A 21,374-nucleotide genomic window follows, 5' to 3' on the forward strand; every position below is an offset into this window, starting at 1 on the left:
GTGCAGGGGTGGCCACGATCGACCTGCGCACCGAGATCAAGGAATTCCTGAGTTCGCGTCGCGCCCGGATCACGCCGGAGCGGGCCGGACTGTCCGCTTACGGCGGCAACCGCCGGGTCAAAGGTCTGCGTCGCGAAGAGGTAGCTCTCCTGGCCGGGGTATCGGTCGACTACTACGTGCGGATGGAGCGCGGCAGCCTCGCCGGTGCCTCCGACGGGGTGCTCGGCGCGTTGGCCTCCGCCTTGCACCTCGACGAGGCCGAGCGCGATCACCTGTTCCACCTGGCGCGGCGATCCAAGGCACCCACTCGCCGACGCCGGCCCGCCGTGACGGTGCGCCCCGCGCTTCAGCAGGTTCTCGACGCCATCACCGATGCGCCCGCGTGGATTTGCAACGGCCGTTATGACGTGCTGGCCATGAATCACCTTGCCCGCGCACTGTATTCACCGATGCTGGCCGACCCGCGACTACCGGCGAACACCGCGCGGTTCGTGTATCTGGATCCCGAGGCGGCGAAAGCGTTCTTTGTCGACTATGACCGGATCGTCCGCGATGTGGCCGCGAAGCTACGCATGGAAGCCGGCCGCGATCCGCACGACGAGGAGCTGATCGCCCTGGTCGGTGAGTTGTCGACGCGCAGTCGGCTGTTTCGGCGACAGTGGGCGTCTCAGGACGTTCAGCTCCACCGGTCCGGACGCAAACGTCTGCACCATCCCGTAGTGGGCAGGCTCGACCTGGACGTCGAGTCGATGGAGCTGCCTGCCGAACCTGGCCTGCTCCTGACCGTCTACACCGCACCCGCCGGGACGACGACCGCGGACGGCCTGGCCCTCTTGGCGTCGTGGGCGGCCGGTCAGGAGAAGCCGACGACCGAGATCACCGCCTGGGCTCATCGAGGGTCCGTTTGATGACCTCCAAACCGCGCGACATCGCCTCGGCCATCGGCGCGGCCAGGGCGTCGGGGAGGACGTCGCGGGCCCACACCAGCCTGCACCGTCGTTCACCGTCGGCGAAGACCTGCATGGAGGCGTTGTCGTGGTCCGGCCGAACGGTGCCGCCGATCACCGCGTAGACGATCCGGCGCGTGTCATGGTCGACGGTGACGCATCGCTCCCGGACCACCGTGCCGTCGGCGAAGGTGACGACCCGGCAGCCGTCCTCGATCCGGGTGTCCACCACGAACCCCGGTGCCATCCGCGAAGGACCCGCGCTGAAGTCGCCGATCACCTCCCACACCGCTTCGGCGCTGGACTCGACCATGATTTCGTCGCTGAGGGAAGCCATGTCGCCAACCCTGCCCCGAACCCGTCCCCCAGGTCTTGAAGATCCTTGCGGAACTGTCGGACCCACCGCGTAGCCTCCGCGGGTGCTCTCCTTCCTCGGGCTCGCGGCCCGCCCGGAGTTCGCCATCGCGGACGTGGACTGCCGAGACGATCACCGCGGCTGGTCGGCCGAGCGGCCACGCGAGGACGTGCGGCTCGTGCTCGTGCGCCGCGGCGGGTTCCGCCGCCGGGTCCGTGGCGTCCACGTGGACCTCGACCGCACCGTCGGCTACCTCGGACTGCCGGGCGAGGAGGAGCACTTCGCCCATCCCGCCGGCGGCGACAGGTGCACGTCGATCAGCCTGACCCCCGCGTTCTGGCGTGCGATGGCCGGCGACGCACCACGGCTGGAACGCACGTCGCTGTACGTCGACGGCAGGCTCGACCTCGCCCACCGGCGACTCCTGGCCGCCTCCCGCGCCGCCGACACGGACTACGCGGCGACCGAAGGACTGGTCAGCCTGGTGACCGACGCCGTCCGGCAGGTCGTGAGCACGACTGTCCCGGAGAGCGATCCGGCGGGCGCCGGTGACCGGAGACTGGTAGCCCGAGCCCGAAGTCTGATCGGCGAGGGTCATCCCGCCGCGGAGGGCCTGATCCCGCTCGCCACTCTTCTGGGTGTCTCGCCGTACCGGCTCAGCCGAGCCTTCACCCGCGAACTGGGAGTTTCGCTGACCCGCTACCGCAACCGCGTCCGCGTCGCCCAAGCGCTGGACCGGTTGGAGGCGGGTGAGCCCAGCCTGGCCACCCTCGCCGCCGACCTCCGGTTCGCCGACCAGGCGCACTTGTGCCGAACCATGCGCGAACACCTGGGGCACACCCCGACCGCGCTACGCGGACTGCTCACCACGGTCGAACGACAGCACCGATAGGCCGTACGGATGCATCGAGCGGCAGTTTCCGCGCTTTCAGTCCCGTTGGCGAGTGAGGTCACATAGTTTGCAACCGGCGCACTTGTCCGTCCACAAGTAACCGGGGAGAGGAGCCGGACACCCCGGCGAATCTCGCCCGGCATCGCAGCCGCAGGGCTTCCCACCCCGACCGTGGGCGGCCGGGTGCTCCTCTTGACCGACATCACTCTTCTTGCCCAGTAAGGGATTCAGCATGCGCAAGTGGATGACCAGATTACTCGTGGCCGGCGTGCTCGCCACGACCGCCACGGCCACCGTCACGGCGGTCGGCACGGCAGGCGCGGCCGACGGTGTCTCGACCGCGGCCGCCGAGTCGACGTTCCCCCTCGCCGACCCGGACACCGTCCAGGCGAAGGACGGCTCGTACGTCACCTACGGCACCACGGTCGGCGCCGGTGTCGGCGAGCGGTGCGGCGTGACCGGGAAACTGTTCGTGCCGGTGCTCGTGCACGGCTCCGGAAACACCGTCGGCGTGGGCACGTGCGCGTCGGCCGACGCCCTGCCCAACGGGCCGGGTAGCTGGGCGGAAGGCAACGTCTGGGCGCCCGGCGTCGTCCGCTTCGGCGACACCTACTTCATGTACTACACCGCGTCCAAGCGGGGCTCCGGCCAGAAGTGCCTCGGCCGCGCTGTCTCGGGCAGTGCGCGGGGGCCGTTCACCAACCCCGTCGAGTGGGCTTGCCCGGGCAACGGCCGCTGGGCCATCGACGCGAACCCGTTCGTCTCGGGCAGCTCCATGTACGTCGCCTACCGGGACGACGCGATCACCTCGTACCCGGAGACCGGTATCTCGGTCGTGCGCACCCAGTCCAACGGCATGGCGGACTGGGACACCCGCCGGGACGCGTTGAAGAGCACCGACATCGGCTGGGAGACCATCCGGATGAGCGGCGGGACGCACGTGATCGAGAACCCGTCGATGTTCAAGTCCGCCGACGGCTATTGGTACCTGGCCTACTCCGGCAACAACTGGGACAGCGCACGGTATGCGACCGGCATCGCCCGGTGCGGCACCGGCCCGATCCCGTCGACGCGCTGCACACCGCGGCAGAACGGGGCCGAGCGGCCCTACTTCGGGTACACCGGCACCGGCGGCCTCAACCCCTACCGCGGCCTGCCCGGCAACCACCCCGGCCCCGGCGGGATGGACTTCTTCCAGGCGGCCAACGGCCAGTACCACGCCGTCTACCACTGGTGGAACGGCACTCGCCGGTTCCCGATCGTCGCGACGGTCCTCCGCAACGACGGCGGCTTCTACCTCAGTTAAGGGCCCCGATCCGGGCGGTTTGCGAAGGGGTCGTGAGTGTTTTGGGTCGTTCTAACGACCCAAAACACTCACGAGGCGGCACCTGCGACCGAACCGCCGCTCCCGTAGCCGGCCGGGGGCGAAGGCTCCTTTCGTCGCGTCAGACTCGGTGAAGGGAGCCTTCAGTCCACACCACTCCGCTAGTGCCTACTGACGCAGGTTGGATCAGCCGCACCCGCGCACCGCGTAGGTACTTAAGACACCCTTGGCTCTAACGACCCAAAACACTCACGACCCAGCCAAAACCGTTCAGGCCCTCTGTCATCTGACCCGCGCCCGACAATCGGGGCGGAGTCGGCGAGCGTTGCCCGGCCGACATCGGTCTTCGCCACCTTTGCCGGCCGGGCCGCGGAGATCAGGTGAAAATGACGTCCGAGCAGGAGTAGAAGGCCTCGCCGGAATCGGGCCAGTGGCGTTGCCAGATCGAGTAGATCAAATGCCTGCCGGTCCGCCCGCCGGGCAGGTTCGCCTTCAACTGATAGGCGTTGCCGGCGATCGGCGGGTTGTTCTGCTTGTAGAACGGGGTGTCTTCCAGGTCGGACCACTTGAGCGGTTTCGTCGGGTCGTAACCCGGCTTCGTGACATACAGCTCGAAGGTGCCCGGGTGCGCGGCGGTCAGCTGATACCGCAAGGTGTACGGGCCGCTGGCCGGCATCGTGGTCGCCGGCCAGTCCGCACGGGCAAGATCGAGCCCCTTGTACTTGGCCCGGCCGGCACTGCACAGCTTGCCGTCCGGGATGATCTCGCGGCTACGGCCGCTGGCGTCACCGATGTTGACCTCGTCCCAGTCGTAAATCGGCCAGCTGTCGCCCACCGCGATGGCGGCCTTGCACGCGGCGGACCGCGGATTCTCCGGACCTTCCTGGAAACAGCGCATGATCCGGCTGATCGGAGTGCCCATCGAGCCATGCGCGAGCGCGGGAACGGCGGTGAACACCGAAACCGCGCCGAACACCGCGGTCAATACCGCGACTTTCACCACAGAGCGGGAAAACTTCATCGCAAGAGTCCTCTCATGAGAGGTCTAGACCATGCCACGGTAGGCGCCCGGCGCACCGCCGAGTAGGCCCGAAAGTCGGGTTCGGGCTCCGGTCACGTCGCTGTCCCGGCAGGCTGGGGTCCGGTTCGCGCGCGAGTCCGGCAAATCGGTTGATCACACCGCAGCGGCCATGACACGCTGCCACAGCCGACCGCAGGAGCTGCTCTTGACCGTGAAACCCACCCCGGCGATCGACATCGCGTTGGCGAGGCGTCTGATCGACACGCAGTTCCCGCAATGGGCCGGGTTGCCGTTGCTTCCGTACGCCCCGGCGGGCTCGGATCATGTGATCTACCGGCTGGGCGAGAACCTGTCCGTGCGGCTACCTCGCCACGACGGCGCGATCGAGCAGGCGGCGAAGGAAGCCGAGTGGTTGCCCCGGCTGGCCCCGCACCTGCCGCTGGCCGTACCCGAACTGGTGGGAGTGGGAGCAGCGGGCTTCGGCTATCCGTGGCCATGGGCGGTGTCGCGATGGCTGGACGGCGAGGTGGCGACCGTGGACGCCCTGTCCAGCTCGCACGAGGCCGCGGTGGCACTGGCCGGGTTCCTGACCGCGCTCCACCGGATCGACGCCGGAACGACCGAGGATCTCACCGGTCGTCCGCTCGCCACCCGGGACACGGCGACGCGGCTCGCCATCGCGAAAGTCGGCGATGCCTTCGACACCGCGGCGATGACCGACCTGTGGGACACCGCCCTCGCCGCCCCCGGCCGGGGCGGTCCGCCGGTCTGGTTTCACGGCGATTTCCACACTGGCAACCTGTTGACGACCGACGGCCGCCTCAGCGCCGTCATCGACTTCGGCGAGCTCGGCGTCGGTGATCCGGCTCGCGATCTGATCATCGCCTTCACCCTCATGTCAGCCGAAACGCGAGCCACCTTCCGCGCCGCGCTCGATGTGGACGACGCGACCTGGACCCGCGGTCGTGGTTGGGCCTTGGCAACCGGATTGAACGCCTACGTCCACTACGCCGCCGTGAATCCCCGCGTCGCCGCGCAGACCACCCGCCAGATCACCCAGGCCCTCCTCGGTTGAAAGACGGCGGCGGCTCGGGCAGTACGGCGGTCATCGCGCCGTCCACGGTGACGGTCTCGCCGGAGACGAACCTGGCCTGATCGCCGAGGAGGAAGGCGATCACGCTCGCGACGTCGTCCGGTCCGGCGAGCTCGCCGGACGGCTGAAGCCCGGACAAGGCTTCGCGGGTGCCCGCGTCCTGCCAGCGATGCGCGTTACGCGGCACCATGACGAACCCCGGCCGGACGGTGTTGCACCGCAACCCGCGCGGTCCGAGTTCCACGGCGGCCGCGCGGCCCAGCGCTTCCAACGCGGCCTTGGCCATCGCGTACGGGGCCTGTCCGCCCCAGGCTAGACCGGCGTGGATCGAACTGACGAGCACGGCGGCACACGGCCTTCCGCCGGCGCGGGCGACCAACTGCTGCAATGGCTCCAGCGCCGACACCGCGCCGATGTCCAACACCTCGCGCAGCGCGTCCGTCGTCTGCTCGGTGAAGGGGGCGCGATGCTCGCTCAGCAGGCAATGCACCAGTCCGGTCACGTCGCCGAGTGCGTCGAACGCGGCACCGATCACGGCCGGATCGCTCGCGTCACCACGGATCCACGGCACGCCGGCGTGTTCCGATGGCTTTGGCGCGACGTCCACCACCGCCACCGGTCGTCCCTCCGCCTGCAACGCGCGGACCACGGCCGAGCCGATGCCGCCCGCGCCGCCGAGTACCACCACACCGCTCACGACCACTCCCCACTGGTGAAGAAGGCACGCACGACGAGTCCCGCCGCCGCGACGACCAACGGATTGCCCCGTGCCAGTGGCCGGACCAGCGCCCGGGGCGGAGTCGTCTCGACGCGAGCGCGCACCGCGTCGAGCCATCGGTCCGACGGCGCACCGCTGCCGCCGAGGACGATCAGGTCCGGCCGCATCAGGTCGTACACCGTGTCGGCCACCAGAGCCACCTGCGCGCTGCGTCCCTCGAGCAGCCCCGCCGCGGCCGGATCCGTGTCCGCCAAGCGGATCAGCTCCGTCAGCGAGGTCGCCGCGACCCCGGCGGACCGGGCGGCGGCGAGCAACGCCACGTCCGTCCCGCATTCGCCGAAGCGCCGGTGACCGCCACCGGCGAGCTCGGGCACGAGGAGGCGGCCGAAGTCGCCCTGAACGATGCCGTTCGAGCAGGTACCCACCGGACGGCTGAGGAACCCCGTCTCCGTGACGTTGCCGATGAACAGATACGACACGTCGTGCCCGCCGAGCCCCGCGCCGAAGGTGAGTTCGGCACCCAGCAGGGCGGCCACGTTGCCGTCCACCACGACGTCGAGCCCGGTCCGCTCACGTAGCACGTCGGAGACCCGGACGTCGGCCCAGCCCAGCACGTCGTTGCGCACGACCCGGCCGGTCGCCCGGTCCACCTCACCGCCGGCGGTGACCCCGATGCCCAGCACCGGTCCCGGCGCGGCGTCCGCCACCCCGGCCGCCAGTTCCGCGGCGTCCCGCAGGGTGGCGGCGCTGTCCGCCGGATCACGGTTCTCGGAGTACGTCTTGACGCAGTGCCCGGACAGGTCGATCAACCCGAGCGTGGTCCGTTCGAGGCCGAAGTGCACACCGACCGCGTAGCGGCTGGACGAATCGATCTCCACCGGCACCCGGGGCCTGCCGACCCGGGCGCCGGTGGACCGCCCGGCGAGTTCGCGGACGACACCGGCGGACAGCAAGGGCTCGATGATCCGGCTGACGCTGCCGTGGTTGAGGGACAGTTCCTTCGCGATGTCGCCGCGCGCCAGCGGACCGCTCCGGACGAGCAACTGGAGCACGGCGGCCGTGTTGGCCTGCCGGGCTTGGCGCGGCCGGCTTCCGGTGTGACCTGGATGGTTCATCGTGACTCCGGTTTCCCGGACTCGACACCGTTGGTCTCCTCGAGCTCGACACCGGTGGTGGCCAGCCACGGCGACAGCAGCACGATCACCGCGCTCACCAGGAACGCGCAGGCGTACCACGCGACGACCGTGATGCCGTGCTTCTGCGCCAGCATGGGTGCCAGGAACACGTTGAGCGCGATCGCGAGCCGGGTCACGCACTGCGCGATACCGGATCCCAGGCCCCGCAACGAAGTGGGGAACGCCTCGGTGCTCCACACCCAGGACAGCACGCCCGGGCCGAACCAGGTCAGCATGGCGTACACGACCCAGAAGGCCACCAGTCCGACACCGGCGCGCTCGCCGGTGAACGCGATTCCCAGCCCGGCGCCGAACACCCCGAGGCACGTCCACACACCCAGCCAGCGCCGGTTGACGCGGTCGATGATCGCGGCGCCCGCGACCACGGCGATCAGCCCCACCACGAAACCCAGCAGGGAGAAGTACAGGGTGTTGGAGACCCCGATGCCGGTGCTGCTGATGATCAACGGTCCGGCGACCGTCGCCACCGCGCCGCCGAAGGCCTGGATGGCGAAGAAGGCCGTGACCGTCGCCAGCCGCCGCCACGCCCCGCCGGACACCAGCATCCGGTAGCTACGCCGCTCCGAGACCTCGTGTTTCGGCGGTTCCAACCCGAGCGCGTCGTAGATCCGCCGTGCCTCCTCCACGCGACCACGCGCGCTCAGCCAGCGGGGTGACTCCGGCAGGAACTGCCTCGCCACCAGGACCGCGGCCGCGGGCAGCGCGGCCAGCCCGAACAGCCACCGCCAGGTCTCGTCGCCGAACAACGGCTGGAGCGCGAGCGCGAGCAACACCGACGTGACGGCGCCGCCCAGCCACATCATGTTCGGCAAGCTGCCCGCGATCCGGCCTCGGCGGGATTTGGGCGCGATCTCGGTGAGGAAGGCGTGGGAGGTCGGGATGTCCATCCCCACCGCGACACCCAGCACGAACCGGGCCGCGACCAGTTGCCACACGTCCTGGACGAACGCCGCGGCGAGGGAGGCCACCACGAAGACCGCCAGGTTGATCATGAAGATCACCCGGCGGCCGAACCGGTCGGACAGATCACCGAAGACCACCAGGCCGAGCGCCGTGCCCACGAACGCCGCCGCGGTCACGAGGCCGACCTGGGAGGCGGTGAGGTGGAACGACGGCTTGAGGAACAGGACGGCGGCGCCGATGACGAGCAGGTCGTAGCCGTCGATGAACTCGCCGAACGCGACGAGCCTGCCGGTCCAGTTCCGCACGAACCGCGCCCGTCCCGGCGACATCGTCGACCGGCTCGCCATTCCCGACACCATCCGGATTCCTCCCCGCTCCGCTTTTTGTGCGACGAACACCAAATTAGGAGCGGGTCCGCCGCCTCCGCCCGTATCCGGCGGCTTCGGGGACGATCGGGCTGCCGAGTCGGGCCGATCGGGCAAGCGCCCGGTTCTCCACGGAGAACCGCGGGAAGGCCACCACGCACACTGAGGTAGCCCGGCCGGGTGAGCGGCACCACGGACAGGTCGCCGCTTGCAGCGATTTCGGTCTCGCCATCAAACTGTTACCCCGAACGGCCTAAGGGCGTCGTATCTTTCGGACCACCACCTCTGACGGTTACCACCTAACGGAAGAGAACACGAAGGAGCCCGCATCTTTCCCGCGGTCGGCGCGGTCGCGGAAGCACCCCAAAGGTGCGGGCGAGGCGAAACCCGTTTTCGCCGAGGCGCGTCATCCGCGCGGAGCCCGGACGTTCACCGGGATGGCGCGACATCGTGAAAACTCGCTGGTAGCGCACGGCACCGCACCGCCCACTCCGTCCGATATGGACGCCGAGGCGACGCGTCGTGCCCTTCGGCTTCGTCTTCAACGGGCGGCGACCCCCCGTTGACGAACGGTTCGGGAGAGAACGTGGCAAGGAACACTGCCGTCAGCCAACTGTCCATAGTGGACATACGGTCTGGTCACGGTACCGAATACCTGTGCTTCCCACCTGCCGGCGGCACGGTTCTCGGTCTGCGCGGGCTCGCCCGCGCGGCGGCGGGATCGGCGGTATGGGGCGTGGAATATCCCGGGCGCGGCGCGCGTCTCACCGAGCCGCCCGGCGAATCGTTCGCGGACCTCGCCGAGGAAATCGCCCTGGATTGCCTCGATCGCTTCGGTGCCGAAGGTTTTTCACGAACCGTGCTGATCGGCTTCAGTATGGGCGCGTTCGTCGCACTCGAAGTGGCCCAGCGCGTCCTCGGCCGAGGGCTACCCGGCCCCGCGGGCCTGGTCGTGGTGGGAGCGTGCGCGCCGCAGCGGCGCGTTCCCGGGAAGTACGCGAAGACGGACACCGCCGAAGCGGGAAGGCTGCTCGAGCGCTCGTCGGCGGGCTACCGGCACTCCCCCGAACTCCGGGAGTACGCGCTCGATCTGTTCCTCGGCGATCTGCGGTTGACCAGTGCCTACCCGGGCCCCGCGAAAGTGCCGTTGTCCTGCCCGATCGTCGCGTTCCGGGGAGCGGACGACCCGGACTTCGCGACCGGCGACGAGGATATCCGGGCTTGGCGGGCCTGGACGACCGGACGGTTCACCGGCTGCGTCGTGCCCGGGGGCCACTTGGCGGTTCTCACGCCAGGCGAGGAAGCCCGCTTCTGGGATCTGGTCCGGTTCGGTTTGGAACCGTGCGATGTCTGAGGCGGCGTTGTCCACGGTGAGCGGTGTGACACGACGGATTCCCGACGTGACCTGGTGCGACTTGTTCGAGTTTCAGGCCCGGCGGACCCCCGCCCGGGTCTGTCTGGTGGCCGACGAGGTCGCGTGGACCTTCCACGACCTCGACCTTTGGGGCGAGCGGCTCGCCCGCATGCTGCGGGACGCGGGCGCGTCGCCGGGGACGGTGGTGGCCTGCGCGATGACGAGGTCCGTGCGAGCGGTGCTGGGCGTACTCGCGACGGCGAAGGTGGGAGCGGTCTACCTTCCGATCGATCCCGCCCTGCCCGCCGCACGCTTGGACGCGATTCTCGCCGACGCCCGCCCCGCCGTCGTGCTGACGGATGTGGTGCGGCTCGCGGAACGGGCGGATCTGGTCTTGTCCACTGAGGACTGGCAGGCGGAGCTCTCCGGGTATGCCGGGCACCGGCCGCCCAGGGCCGCCGCCGGTCCGGCGTACCTCATCTACACCTCCGGTTCGACGGGCCTTCCCAAAGGGGTCTCGGTGGGACACCGGAGCCTGGTCAACCTGTACGGCGAACTGGCCGACGGGTTCTTCCCCGCGGGCCGTGGCCCTCAGCGGGTGGCGCACGGATTGCCGCTGTTCTTCGACGCGTCCTGGAATCCGCTGCTGTGGATGGCGGGCGGGCACGAACTGCATCTGCTCCCCGACCCCGTCCGCACGGATCCGGCGTCCTATGTGGACTTCGTGCGGGAGCACCGGTTGTCGGTCGTGGAGGCGGTGCCCGCGCAGATGTCGGCGCTGGTGGAGGCCGGGTTGCTCGAAGGACGGAGCCGTCCGCGGATGCTGGTGATGGGCGGGGAGGCCATCGGCCAGGATCTCTGGTCGTATCTGCGCGCGGCCCCGGGCGTCACCGCGGTGAACCTGTACGGCCCGACCGAGTGCACGGTGTTCACCACGGCCTGCCGGCTCGACGACCACGCGACGCCGTCGATCGGACGGCCGATCGGCAACACCACCGCCCGGATCGTCGACGAACACCTGCGGCCCGTGCCGATCGGGGAACCCGGCGAACTCGTGATCAGCGGCTCTTGCCTCGCGCTGGGCTATCTCGGGCGGCCGGGGCCGACCGCGGACCGGTTCGTCACCGCGGGAGAACGCCGGTACCGGACCGGCGACCGGTGCCGTCTCATGGCCGACGGTCACCTGGAATGGCTGGGCAGGCTGGACGATCAGGTCAAGATCCGCGGTCATCGGGTCGAGCCGGGTGAGGTTGAGCAGGCGCTGCTCACCTCTCCCGGGGTCCGGCAGGCCGCGGTCAGGGTCGAAGGCTCCGAGCCGCGACTGGTCGCCTACGTCGTGCTCGACACGGGAAGCGTCGGCCGGCTGCGGGAACGGCTTCGAGCCATGCTGCCGTCGTATCTGCTCCCCTCCACCATCGTCCCGCTCGAGGCGATGCCCCTCGGGCCGACCGGGAAGATCGACCGGGCCGCTCTCACCCCGCCCGTCGCGGTACGGCGGACGATCGTGCTGACCTCCACCCAGGAGCTCGTCGCCGCCGCGTTCCGCGTCCAGCTGGAGCTTCCGGTGGTCGACGCGGACAGCGACTTCTTCGACCTCGGCGGGCACAGTCTCTCCGCCGCGGCGCTCGCCGCCCGGTTACGGGCACAGGGTGTGCCCTGTTCGCTGCGGGACGTCCTGCTGCGCCGCACCGTGGCCCGGCTCGCCGAACTCGTTCCCGCCACAGAGGAAGGAAGGACGCCGTGATGGACGACTACGACGTGATCGTCGTCGGCGGCGGCCCGGGAGGCTCCACCGTCGCCGGCCTCACGGCCGCGGAAGGTCACCGGGTGCTGCTCCTGGACAAGGACCGTTTCCCCCGCTACCAGATCGGGGAATCCCTGCTGCCCGCCACGGTCCACGGGATCTGCGCGATGCTCGGTGTCCGCGACGAGATCGAACGGGCGGGCTTCGTCCGGAAACGGGGCGGCACCTTCAAATGGGGCACCGGCGCCGAGCCGTGGACGTTCTCCTTCGCCGCGTCCGACCGGATGGCCGGGCCCACGTCGTACGCGTATCAGGTCGAGCGCGCCCGGTTCGACACGCTGCTGCTCGACGGTGCCCGCCGTCTCGGTGCCGAAATCCGGCAAGGACATCGGGCACTCGGCACGCTCCGGGCGGGCGAGCGGATCGGGGGCGTCCGTTACCTCGACGACGCCGGCTACGAACGGCACGCGACGGCCAGGTTCGTGGTCGACGCCTCCGGGCATGGCAGCCGGCTCCACCACGACGTCGGCGGCGTCCGCGAGTACTCGCCGCATTTCCGGAACCTGGCGCTGTTCGGCTACTTCGAGGGCGGCCACCGGATGCCCGCGCCCGACGCGGGGAACATCCTGTGCGTCTCGTTCGCCGACGGCTGGTTCTGGTACATCCCGTTGTCGGACACGTTGACCAGTGTCGGCGCCGTCGTCAAACAGGAATCGGCGGACCGGGTGCAGGGCGATCCGGAGACCGCCTACTCGGCGCTGATCGAGGATTGCCCGCTCATCGAGGAGTTCCTCCGCGACGCGCGCCGCGCGACCGAACCGCCGTACGACCGGCTCCGGGTACGGAAGGACTATTCCTACGACCGGACCGTCCTGTGGTCCCCGGGCATGGTGCTCGTCGGCGACGCCGCCTGCTTCATCGACCCGGTGTTCTCCTCGGGGGTGCACCTGGCGACCTACAGCGGATTGCTGGCCGCCCGGTCGATCAACAGCACCCTCTCGGGTTTCGCGGACGAGAAGCGGTGTTTCGCCGAGTTCGAGGCCCGCTACCGCCGGGAATTCGGGCTGTTCCGGGATTTCCTCATCTCCTTCTACCGGCTGGACTCCGGCGAGGACGACTACTTCCGGCAGGCGCGACGGCTGACAGGCCATCACGGAACCGCCGGCGAGGCTTTCGCCGAGCTTGTCGGCGGAGTGTCCTCACAGGACTTTTCCCGCGCGATGTTCGGCGACGTGCTCGCCGAAGGTGTGCAGCTCCAGCTGCGTGGCCTGCTCGGCGAGGCCGCGGGCGACGAGCCGCCGATGTTCCCCGGCGGGCTCGTCCCCACCGCGGACGGCAGGCGGTGGCGGGTGCCCGATGCCTGACCTGGCCCTGCTGCTCGCCGCGCTCGCCGTTCTGCTGGCCATGGCCCGCTGCTTCGGCTGGGTCTTCACCCGTGCCGGGCAGCCCGCCGTCCTCGGGGAGATCACCTGTGGGCTCGTCGTCGGCCTCGCCCTGCAAGCCGGCCCGGGCCTGCCCGGCCGGGTCGACACGACGCTGGACGCGCTCGCCCAGCTCGGCCTGATCCTGTTCCTGTTCGGGGTCGGCGCCCGCCTCGCGCCGTCGATGACGGCGGCACGGATCACGGCGGCGTTCGTCCCCGCCCTCGGCGCGACCGTCGTCCCGGTCGTCCTCGGCACGTTGCTCGCGCTCTGGCTCGCCGCACGCCACGCCCCTGCCGGGGTCACGCCGTTCGTCCTCTTCGCCGCCGCGGCCATGGCGGTCACCGCCTTTCCCGTCCTGGCGCGGATCCTGTCCGAACGGCGGATGCTGGACGACGACCGCGGCCGTTGCGCGCTCACCGCCGCCGCGCTCACCGACGCCACCGCCTGGGCGGCACTCGCCGTCGTCGCCTCCGTCCACAGTGGAACCCAGGGCTGGACGCTCCTGCTGGCCGTCCCGTTCCTGGCGGGCCTGCTCGTCCTCGCCCGGCCGTGGTTCGGCCGGGCGGTGGATCGCCTGTCCGGGCCGACCGCGGTCGTGACCATGGTCGCCCTCGCCTGCGCCGGAGCCGCGACGACCGACGCCATCGGCCTGCATTCCGCGATCGGCGCGTTCCTGATCGGCATGGCGGCCGGAAGGCCCGTGTCCCGGCACGATCCCGCCGCGCTGATCGCGCCCGCCGCGTCCCTGCTGGTCCCGCTGTACTTCGTCCTCATCGGACGGAAGGTCGACCTCGGCGGGCTCGACGCCGCCCTGATGACCGAAACCCTCGCGATCATCGTGGTCGCCGTCGTCGCGAAAGGCGGCGGCGCCTACCTCGGTGCCCGCCTCGCCGGACAACCGCCGCGGCCAGCCGCGGTGTTCGCGACCCTGATGAACACCCGCGGCGTCACCGAACTCGTCTTCCTCAGCATCGGGCTCGGTCTCGGCGTCATCGACAGCGCCTTCTACACCGCGATGGTCGCCATGGCCCTCGTGACGACGGCCATGACCGGCCCGCTCCTCAACCACCTAGAACGAGACAAGGTGACCCGAGATGCCTGACCACCCGGCGGAACCCTGGCGGATCAAGATGATCGAACCGATCCGCACCACCACCCGCGAACACCGCGAAAAAGCCTTACGGGAAGCCGGATGGAATCCCTGTCTGCTCCGCTCCGAGGACGTCTACATCGATCTGTTCACCGACTCCGGCACCAGCGCGATGTCCGACCGGCAGTGGTCGGCCCTCATGCGCGGTGACGAGGCCTATGCCGGCGCCCGCAGCTTCTACCTCTTCGAACAGGCCGTCCGGACGCACTACGGCTACGAACACGTCATTCCCGTCCACCAAGGCCGAGGCGGCGAGAACATCCTCTCCCGCTGCCTCATCCGCCCGGGTTCCCATGTCCCCGGCAACATGTACTTCCCCAGCACCCGCGCCCATCAGGAACTCAACGGCGCCACCTTCCATGACGTCATCATCGACGAAGCGCACGACGCCGCCGACGAACACCCGTTCAAGGGCGACGTCGACCTCGCCAAACTGCGGGCCGTCATCGCCGAACACGGCGCCGCCATCCCCTATGTCTCACTCGCCGCCACCGTGAACATGGCGGGCGGCCAGCCGATCAGCGTCGCCAACCTCACCGCCGCCTGCGACCTCGCCCACGCCCACGGAATCCCCGTCTTCCTCGACACCGCCCGCGCCGTCGAGAACGCCTGGTTCGTCAAGCAACGCGAACCGGGCTGGGCGAACCACTCGATCGCGGACATCCTCCTCGCGCTGTGCGCCCCCACCGACGGCGCCGTCATGTCGGCCAAAAAGGACTGTCTCGCCAACATCGGCGGCTGGATCGCCCTCCGCGACCCCGGCCTCGCCGAACAGGCACGCGGGCTCGTCCTGCTCTACGAAGGCCTCCACACCTACGGCGGCATGGCAGGCCGGGACATGGAAGCCATCGCGCAGGGCATCGGCGAATCCGTCGACGAACACCACATCCGCGCCCGCATCGCCCAGGTCGAATACCTCGGCCACCGGCTCGACACCGCGGGCGTCCCGATCGTCCACCCCGTCGGCGGGCACTGCGTCTGCGTCGACGCCACCGCCGTCCTCGACCATCTCCCCCGCACCGAACTCCCCGGCCAGACCCTCGCCGCCGCCGTCTACCTCGAAGGCGGGATCCGCGGCGTCGAACGCGGCACCGTCTCAGCCGGGCGCGACCCGGCCACCGGCGAGAACCGCTACCCGCCGCTGGAATTCCTCCGGCTCGCCATCCCCCGGCGCGTCTACACCCAAAGCCACATCGACCACGTCGCCGACACCCTCGTCCGCGTCCACAAGAACCGCCACGACATCACCCACGGCCTCACCTTCACCCACGAACCACCCCACCTCCGCTTCTTTCAGGCCCGCTTCGCCCCGGCCGGGGGTGCCGACATCTACGACGGGTGACCGATCCGGTTGAGAGCGGAACGAGCCCGCCGGACCGCCGTCTCTCTTGCCACGAGCCGATTCGGCCCGGATCGTCGGGAGACGCTGAAAGCCAGGAATCTGCTCGGCTTCGCCCTGCACCGTGCCGGCAGGCTGGCGGAGGCCGAGCGCGAGTTGCGCACCGCCAAGAACGACTGCGCCCGCGCACTCGGCCCTGCCGACCCGGAAACCCTGTTCAGCCAAAGCCTCCTCGCGTACCTCCTGCTCGACTCCGGCGACTTGCGCGAAGCGGTGAACCAGCAACGCATGCTGGTCGAGGCCTCGGTGGCCGCCCTCGGTGAGCGCGATCCGGTCACCCTCGGCCGCCGCGTGAATCACGGCGTGCTTCTCCACCACCTCGGTCGGCGGGCAGCCGCCGAACAGGAACAACGCGCCACTCTGGCGGTCTGCGGCGAAGCCCTCGGCGAGCGGCACCCGATCACCACCAGTTGCCGCAGCAGTCTGGCGACGATTCGAGGAACCTCGTGATCGGGTAGCCCGGGCGCCTGCCCAAGCTATTCGTCATACGTGGGGCGCCAGACGCCGAACCACTGCTCGGCGCCGTACTCCTCGAACCGCTCCACCTCGATGAATCCCAGCTTCGCCGCGAGCCGCATCGAGGGATCGTTCGCAGTCTGCGTGCAGAGCACCACCGGTTCAGCGGGAAGCGCGTCGGCGAACCAACCGAGCGCTGCCGCGCACGCCTCCGCGGCATATCCGCGTCCCCATGCCCGCGGCAGGAACAGGTAGCCGAGCTCGGTCTCCCCGGCGTCCGGGCGGACGTGCCCCGGACGCTCGGCATCGCGCTGATCGAGCGTGATCATGCCGATCATCGATCCGTCCAGTTCGACGACGAACAGTCCGAAGCGCCGGCCCGGCACCTCGGGACTCGTGCGTTCAAGCTCGTCACGGGATCGAGGGCCACCGACGTAAGTGCCCACCTCCGGTGAGGCGAACAAGTCGATGAACGCCGCTCGGTCCCGCGCTTCGGACTCGCGGAGCACGAGCCGCTCGGTTTTGATCGGGGCCGGTGGCCAGACGACGGATCCGCGCTCGGTCATGGCAGGCAAGCTAGCGCACACCCATGTGGGTCAGACGCTCCACCGCCAGGCCCGGGCCGCGAGATTTCGGGTCGCCAAGCCGATTCCGGTCTTCGGCACGAGCATGGCCGCGGTCATCTTGGCGGTACGCCGCGCGGGCCTGACCCGGGCGCGGTGCTCGGCCTCGTACTGACCGAAACCGGTGGGCGACGCCGACGTCAGGGCGGTGGCGAGCGTGTACGCGCCGGCGATCGCGAGGCTGGAGCCTTCGCCGAGCAGGGAAACACAGGAGGCCGCGTCACCCACCAAGGCGATCCGGCCGCGTGACCAGGACGGGAGGTCGACGACACTGACGGCGTCGAAGAAGACATCGTCGGCCTCCCGCAGGCGTTCGAGCAGCTCGGGGACCCGCCATCCGGCATCGCCGTAGGCCGCGGTGACGATCCGCTTGTGCCGGGCCGTGTCCCGGTGGTCCACATTCTCGGCCTGGGCACGGAAGATGAACGCGACGCCGCCGTTGTCCCGTGACGGGTGAACAGCGACCAGCCTGCCCGGTGTGTTGTGCAGGAGCACTTCCTCCGGGTGGTCGACCGGGCCTCCGAACGACGTCGTGGCGACATGGATCCCTGTGGGGCGCACGAAAGAACGCTCGGCCCCGAAGGTGATCCGCCGGACCGCGGAGTGCAAGCCGTCCGCGCCGATCACGAAGTCGAAGCGCCGGGGTGCGGCCCGGTCGAAGGTGACGTCGACACCGTGCTCGTCTTGGCGCAGCGCGGCGATCGTGTCGTCGAACAGGAACTCGGCGTCGCCGCAAGCCGCCTCGTACAGCACTGTGACGAGATCGGATCGTGGGACTTCGAGCTCCTCCCCCTTGCCCGCGGACAGGCCGACGGTGGCGATCCGACGGCCGTCTCCGTCGAGCAGGCACACCCTTTTCGTTCTCGTCGCGACGTCCCGCAGACGGCCTACGACGCCCATGGCCTCGACGACCGGCAGCGCGGGCCCGCGGACGTCGACCGGGTTACCGCTGGAGCGCATGCCCTGGGCCCGCTCGACGACCGTGACCTTGAAGCCGTTACGTGCCAACCAATAGGCGAGCGTCGAGCCGGCGACTCCAGCGCCGCAGATCAACACGTTCTCCATGCCGTACGACGATATCAGCAGTGAGTGCAAATCGGCAATGACTGCAAGTTTGCACTCAGTGCTGCTCCGCGTATGCTCCCCGCATGTCCCTCCGTGATCGAAAGCGAGCCCGCACGCGCCAAGCCCTCATCGACGCGGCGACGGAACTCTTCGAGCGCAAGGGCTACGACGAGACGACGATCGCCGACATCGCGGCGGCCGCGGACATCGGCGCGCGCACGTTCTTCAGCTACTTCGCCAGCAAGGAAGAGCTGCTGTTCCCGGACGCCGACGAGCGCGTACAGGCCGCCATCGACGCCATCGCCACTCGCGGACCGGCCGAAGGCCCGGCCGAGGTACTGCTGCGAGCCCTGAGCCAGGTCACCGCCACCAGTGACGAATTGGTCAGCCCCCTGGCGGCGTTGCGGCTGCGGATGATCCAGACCGTGCCCGCCGTCCGCGGCCGTGCGCTCCAGGAACAACTGGCCGCGCAACGAGAAATCGCGAAGCATCTGGCGGCCGCGTTCCCGGACCGGATCGATCCGGTGGGAGCGGCGGCGCTGACGGGGGCGTTCGTCGGCGCGGTCACCGGCGCGCTTCAGGCCCTGCTCGACGACACCGACGGAACGGACCCCGCCACCTTGCAGGCCGCGATGAGGACCGCGACCGAAGTCGCGCTCGCACCCTGGCGACTATCGCCGTGACCGGACACGGTGGCCCAGTGTCGTGCGCCTGGCGCGGGTGAAGGGCGCTTTACCCGCATCGCATGCGGTGAAAGTCCCCTTCACCCGCCCCGAGCCCGCTCAGGCGACGGTCCTGGCCTCGACGTCCGCGTTCGTCTTCTCGTGCAGGTCGACACCCCGAGTTTCCGGGAGCGTGAAGACGACCAAGGCGCTGATGACCATCAGCACCATGCCGTAGACGACGAACAGTGACGGGTGGCCGTTCTTGGCGAGGAGCGTCTGCAGGTACGGCGCGGTGCCGCCGAAGGCCGCGACCGCGATCGAGTACGGCACGCCGACGCCGATGGTGCGGATACGCGTCGGGAAGATCTCCGCGTAGACCGCCGGGCCGATGGACGAGAACCCGGCCATGAAGACCAGGGCGATCGACATCGCCAAGAACAACTGCCAGGCCTGGTCGCCCACCATCGCGTTCAGCGGGAAGCTCAGCACCAGCAGGCCGACGATCGCGATGAACAGGACCGGCTTCCTGCCGATGCGGTCGGACAGCCTTCCCCACAACGGCAAGGCGATCAGGAAGATCACGTTCGCGAACACGCCTGCCCACAGCGCACCGGTCGGGTCGACGCCGCGTACCGTGATCGCGTACGACGGCGCGGCGACGGCCCACATGTAGTAGATGACCGTGGCCCCGACGGTCAGGCCGACGACCTGCACGAGCAGTTTCGGGTTCTGCTTGATCGTCTGCCAGATCCGGCCCTTCTCGGCCTTCTTCCCGGCGGCTTCGTCCTTGGCCGACTCGGCGAGGAAGACGCCGGTCTCCCGCATGCGCAGCCGCATGTAGAGCGAGTAGATCCCGAAGATGCCACCGATCACGAACGGGATCCGCCAGCCGTAGGAGAGCATCTGATCGTGGCTCAGCACACCGGAGAGGACCGCGCCCAGCAGCGTGCCGGCGAGTACGCCACAAGTTCCGGAGAAGTAGATCAGGCTCGACCACAGTCCGCGACGGCCGGCCGGGGCGACCTCGGCGATGTAGGTCTGCGCCGAAGGCAGTTCACCGCCGTGCGCGAGGCCTTGGCCCAGCCGTGCCACCACGAGGATCACCGACGCCCACACGCCGATCTGGCCGTACGTGGGGGAAAAGCCGATGACGAGGCTGCCGCCGGCGGCGATCGCGACCGTCAGCGTCATCGACAGCTGACGGCCCTTGCGGTCGGCGATCCAGCCGAAGACCAAGCCGCCGAGGGGCCGGGCGGCGAAGCCGACCGCGAAGACCGCCAAGGTGCTCAGCAGCGCCGAAACCTCGTCGTGCGCGTTGAAGAACTGCGCGGCGAAGAACGACGCGAAGGTCGCGTAGATGTTCCAGTCGAACCATTCCATCGCGTTGCCGGCGCCGAGGCCGAACAGGGTGCGGCGGCGGTCCGGGATGGTGGCGGTGCCCGCGGTCGCGCTCATCGGGTGGCTCCTTCGGCGAAGCGGTCGAGACGGCGGACGGCGAGTTCGGCGTAGACGGTGGCGGCCCTGGACAGCACGGACGGGTCGAAGTCGGCGTACGGGCTGTGGTTGTTGGGCGCGGTGTCCGGTTCGAGCCCGGGCATCAGCGCACCGAGACCGAGGAACGTGCCCGGCACTTCGGCCAGCACCCGGGAGAAGTCCTCGGATCCGGCCACCGGATTGGGGAGTTCGGTGTAGTACTGCTCGCCGATCGTCTCGCGGACGACCTCGGCGCCGAACGCGGTCTCGTCGACGTCGGTGACGGTGACCGGGTACTCGCTTTCGAAGACGACGTCGGCGGTGACGCCGTGCGCCCGCGCGACGCCGTCGATCGTCTCGCGGATCGCCGTGTCGAGCAGCGCGCCGGCGGCGTCCGAGAAACAGCGGACGGTGGCCTCGAACTCGGCGGTGGCGGGGATGACGTTGCGCTTGGTGCCGCCGCGGATGACGCCGACCGTGATCACGGCCGGGTCGAAGATGTCCAGCCGCCGGGTGACCATCGTCTGCAACGCGGTGATCATCGCCGCGGTGGCGGAGATCGGATCCTTGGCGCGGTGCGGCATCGACCCGTGGCCGCCCTCGCCGTGCACGGTGACGAGCAGCCGGTACGACGCGGACATCAGCGTGCCGGGACGGCTGGCGAACTGCCCGCTGGGCAGCATCGATGAGAAGACGTGCAGCCCATAGGCCGCGTCGGCGCGCCTGCCCGCGGCGTCGAGCACGCCTTCCAGGAGCATCACGCCGGCGCCGTCCCAGCCCTCCTCGCCGGGCTGGAACATCAGGACGACGTCGCCGTTGATGCGGTCGCGGTGCGTGTGCAGCAGCCGGGCCGCGCCGACCAGCGACGTGGTGTGCAGATCGTGGCCGCAGGCGTGCATCGCGCCGTTCGTGGCCGCGAAGTCCAGGCCGGTCGCTTCGGCCACCGGGAGGGCGTCCATGTCCGCGCGCAGCAGGACCGTCCGCGGCCGGGCCGAATCCCTGGCCGTACCCTCGCCGCGCAGCACCGCGGTCACCGAGGTCGTGCCGGTCCCGGTGGAGACCTCCAGGCCGAGCCCGTCGAGTTCACGCAGGACCCGCTCCTGTGTGCGGGGCAGGTCGAGACCGATCTCGGGCTCGCGGTGCAGGTCGCGCCGCAACCGGACCAGCTCGTCCTGCAGGCTTCGAGCGTCGTCGTGAAGGTCCACCG

The 21,374-nt window shown here is 69.8% G+C and carries 20 protein-coding genes; 11 read left to right on the forward strand and 9 right to left on the reverse strand.

Annotation, left to right across the window (positions count from 1 at the left end; all coding sequences use genetic code 11):
* Positions 1-8 precede the first annotated feature (8 nt).
* The gene (locus AJAP_RS22455) at positions 9-908 is read left to right on the forward strand and encodes a helix-turn-helix transcriptional regulator (protein WP_038514991.1); all 900 of its coding nucleotides are present in this window, start codon (positions 9-11) and stop codon (positions 906-908) included.
* Here the strand turns inward: AJAP_RS22455 and AJAP_RS22460 are convergent.
* The gene (locus tag AJAP_RS22460) at positions 877-1,284 is read right to left on the reverse strand and encodes an SRPBCC family protein (RefSeq protein ID WP_038514993.1); all 408 of its coding nucleotides are present in this window, start codon (positions 1,282-1,284) and stop codon (positions 877-879) included. The genes AJAP_RS22455 and AJAP_RS22460 overlap by 32 nt on opposite strands.
* 82 nt (positions 1,285-1,366) lie before the next feature.
* On the opposite strand from AJAP_RS22460, the gene AJAP_RS22465 reads away from it, so the two are divergent.
* Both AJAP_RS22465 and AJAP_RS22470 read left to right on the forward strand, forming a co-directional pair.
* A complete protein-coding gene (locus AJAP_RS22465) occupies positions 1,367-2,194 on the forward strand; it encodes a helix-turn-helix transcriptional regulator (RefSeq protein WP_038514995.1) in 828 nt (275 codons plus the stop codon).
* Between the two features lie 244 nt (positions 2,195-2,438).
* A complete protein-coding gene (locus AJAP_RS22470; protein ID WP_228694555.1) occupies positions 2,439-3,500 on the forward strand; it encodes a family 43 glycosylhydrolase in 1,062 nt (353 codons plus the stop codon).
* Positions 3,501-3,894: 394 nt separating this feature from the next.
* Here AJAP_RS22470 and AJAP_RS22475 read toward each other — a convergent pair whose 3' ends face one another.
* The gene (locus AJAP_RS22475; RefSeq protein ID WP_038514999.1) at positions 3,895-4,539 is read right to left on the reverse strand and encodes a lytic polysaccharide monooxygenase auxiliary activity family 9 protein; all 645 of its coding nucleotides are present in this window, start codon (positions 4,537-4,539) and stop codon (positions 3,895-3,897) included.
* A 211-nt stretch (positions 4,540-4,750) separates the two neighbouring features.
* On the opposite strand from AJAP_RS22475, the gene AJAP_RS22480 reads away from it, so the two are divergent.
* A complete protein-coding gene (locus AJAP_RS22480) occupies positions 4,751-5,614 on the forward strand; it encodes an aminoglycoside phosphotransferase family protein (protein ID WP_228695016.1) in 864 nt (287 codons plus the stop codon).
* Here AJAP_RS22480 and AJAP_RS22485 read toward each other — a convergent pair.
* The 3 genes from AJAP_RS22485 to AJAP_RS22495 are packed head-to-tail and all read right to left on the reverse strand — an operon-like array spanning position 5,592 to position 8,808.
* Positions 5,592-6,329: an SDR family NAD(P)-dependent oxidoreductase gene (locus AJAP_RS22485; RefSeq protein WP_038515003.1), complete on the reverse strand. Its 738-nt coding sequence runs from the start codon at positions 6,327-6,329 to the stop codon at positions 5,592-5,594. The genes AJAP_RS22480 and AJAP_RS22485 overlap by 23 nt on opposite strands.
* Positions 6,326-7,465, reverse strand: coding sequence for an ROK family transcriptional regulator (locus AJAP_RS22490; RefSeq protein ID WP_084098295.1), 1,140 nt, complete (start codon positions 7,463-7,465; stop codon positions 6,326-6,328). Before AJAP_RS22490 ends, AJAP_RS22485 begins: the two co-directional genes overlap by 4 nt.
* On the reverse strand, positions 7,462-8,808 hold the full coding sequence (locus AJAP_RS22495) for an MFS transporter (protein WP_228694556.1): 1,347 nt from the start codon (positions 8,806-8,808) through the stop codon (positions 7,462-7,464). Before AJAP_RS22495 ends, AJAP_RS22490 begins: the two co-directional genes overlap by 4 nt.
* Before the next feature lie 592 nt (positions 8,809-9,400).
* Here AJAP_RS22495 and AJAP_RS22500 point away from each other — a divergent pair.
* Genes AJAP_RS22500 through AJAP_RS22525 form a run of 6 tightly spaced genes read left to right on the forward strand, consistent with a single transcriptional unit; the run spans position 9,401 to position 16,335 of the window.
* A complete protein-coding gene (locus tag AJAP_RS22500; RefSeq protein ID WP_084098297.1) occupies positions 9,401-10,168 on the forward strand; it encodes a thioesterase II family protein in 768 nt (255 codons plus the stop codon).
* Between the two features lie 25 nt (positions 10,169-10,193).
* The gene (locus AJAP_RS22505) at positions 10,194-11,912 is read left to right on the forward strand and encodes an amino acid adenylation domain-containing protein (RefSeq protein WP_228694557.1); all 1,719 of its coding nucleotides are present in this window, start codon (positions 10,194-10,196) and stop codon (positions 11,910-11,912) included.
* On the forward strand, positions 11,912-13,276 hold the full coding sequence (locus AJAP_RS22510; protein WP_038515006.1) for a tryptophan 7-halogenase: 1,365 nt from the start codon (positions 11,912-11,914) through the stop codon (positions 13,274-13,276). The genes AJAP_RS22505 and AJAP_RS22510 overlap by 1 nt, the downstream gene beginning before the upstream one ends.
* The gene (locus AJAP_RS22515; RefSeq protein WP_038515007.1) at positions 13,269-14,438 is read left to right on the forward strand and encodes a cation:proton antiporter; all 1,170 of its coding nucleotides are present in this window, start codon (positions 13,269-13,271) and stop codon (positions 14,436-14,438) included. The genes AJAP_RS22510 and AJAP_RS22515 overlap by 8 nt, the downstream gene beginning before the upstream one ends.
* A complete protein-coding gene (locus AJAP_RS22520) occupies positions 14,431-15,828 on the forward strand; it encodes a tryptophanase (protein ID WP_038515009.1) in 1,398 nt (465 codons plus the stop codon). The genes AJAP_RS22515 and AJAP_RS22520 overlap by 8 nt, the downstream gene beginning before the upstream one ends.
* Positions 15,829-15,837: 9 nt before the next feature.
* Positions 15,838-16,335, forward strand: coding sequence for a tetratricopeptide repeat protein (locus tag AJAP_RS22525; protein ID WP_228694558.1), 498 nt, complete (start codon positions 15,838-15,840; stop codon positions 16,333-16,335).
* A gap of 26 nt (positions 16,336-16,361) precedes the next feature.
* Here the strand turns inward: AJAP_RS22525 and AJAP_RS22530 are convergent, their stop codons facing one another.
* A complete protein-coding gene (locus AJAP_RS22530) occupies positions 16,362-16,907 on the reverse strand; it encodes a GNAT family N-acetyltransferase (protein WP_038515012.1) in 546 nt (181 codons plus the stop codon).
* Between the two features lie 30 nt (positions 16,908-16,937).
* Positions 16,938-18,029: an FAD-dependent oxidoreductase gene (locus AJAP_RS22535; protein ID WP_038515014.1), complete on the reverse strand. Its 1,092-nt coding sequence runs from the start codon at positions 18,027-18,029 to the stop codon at positions 16,938-16,940.
* An 83-nt stretch (positions 18,030-18,112) separates the two neighbouring features.
* Here AJAP_RS22535 and AJAP_RS22540 point away from each other — a divergent pair, with 83 nt between their 5' ends.
* Complete coding sequence (locus tag AJAP_RS22540; RefSeq protein ID WP_038515016.1) at positions 18,113-18,712, forward strand: TetR/AcrR family transcriptional regulator; 600 nt, start codon at positions 18,113-18,115, stop codon at positions 18,710-18,712.
* Positions 18,713-18,811: 99 nt separating this feature from the next.
* Here AJAP_RS22540 and AJAP_RS22545 read toward each other — a convergent pair whose 3' ends face one another.
* Positions 18,812-20,149, reverse strand: coding sequence for an MFS transporter (locus AJAP_RS22545; protein ID WP_038515017.1), 1,338 nt, complete (start codon positions 20,147-20,149; stop codon positions 18,812-18,814).
* Complete coding sequence (locus tag AJAP_RS22550) at positions 20,146-21,372, reverse strand: M20 metallopeptidase family protein (RefSeq protein ID WP_038515019.1); 1,227 nt, start codon at positions 21,370-21,372, stop codon at positions 20,146-20,148. Before AJAP_RS22550 ends, AJAP_RS22545 begins: the two co-directional genes overlap by 4 nt.
* Positions 21,373-21,374 lie beyond the last annotated feature (2 nt).

Origin of the sequence: Amycolatopsis japonica (assembly GCF_000732925.1) — a bacterium.
Lineage (GTDB): Bacteria > Actinomycetota > Actinomycetes > Mycobacteriales > Pseudonocardiaceae > Amycolatopsis > Amycolatopsis japonica.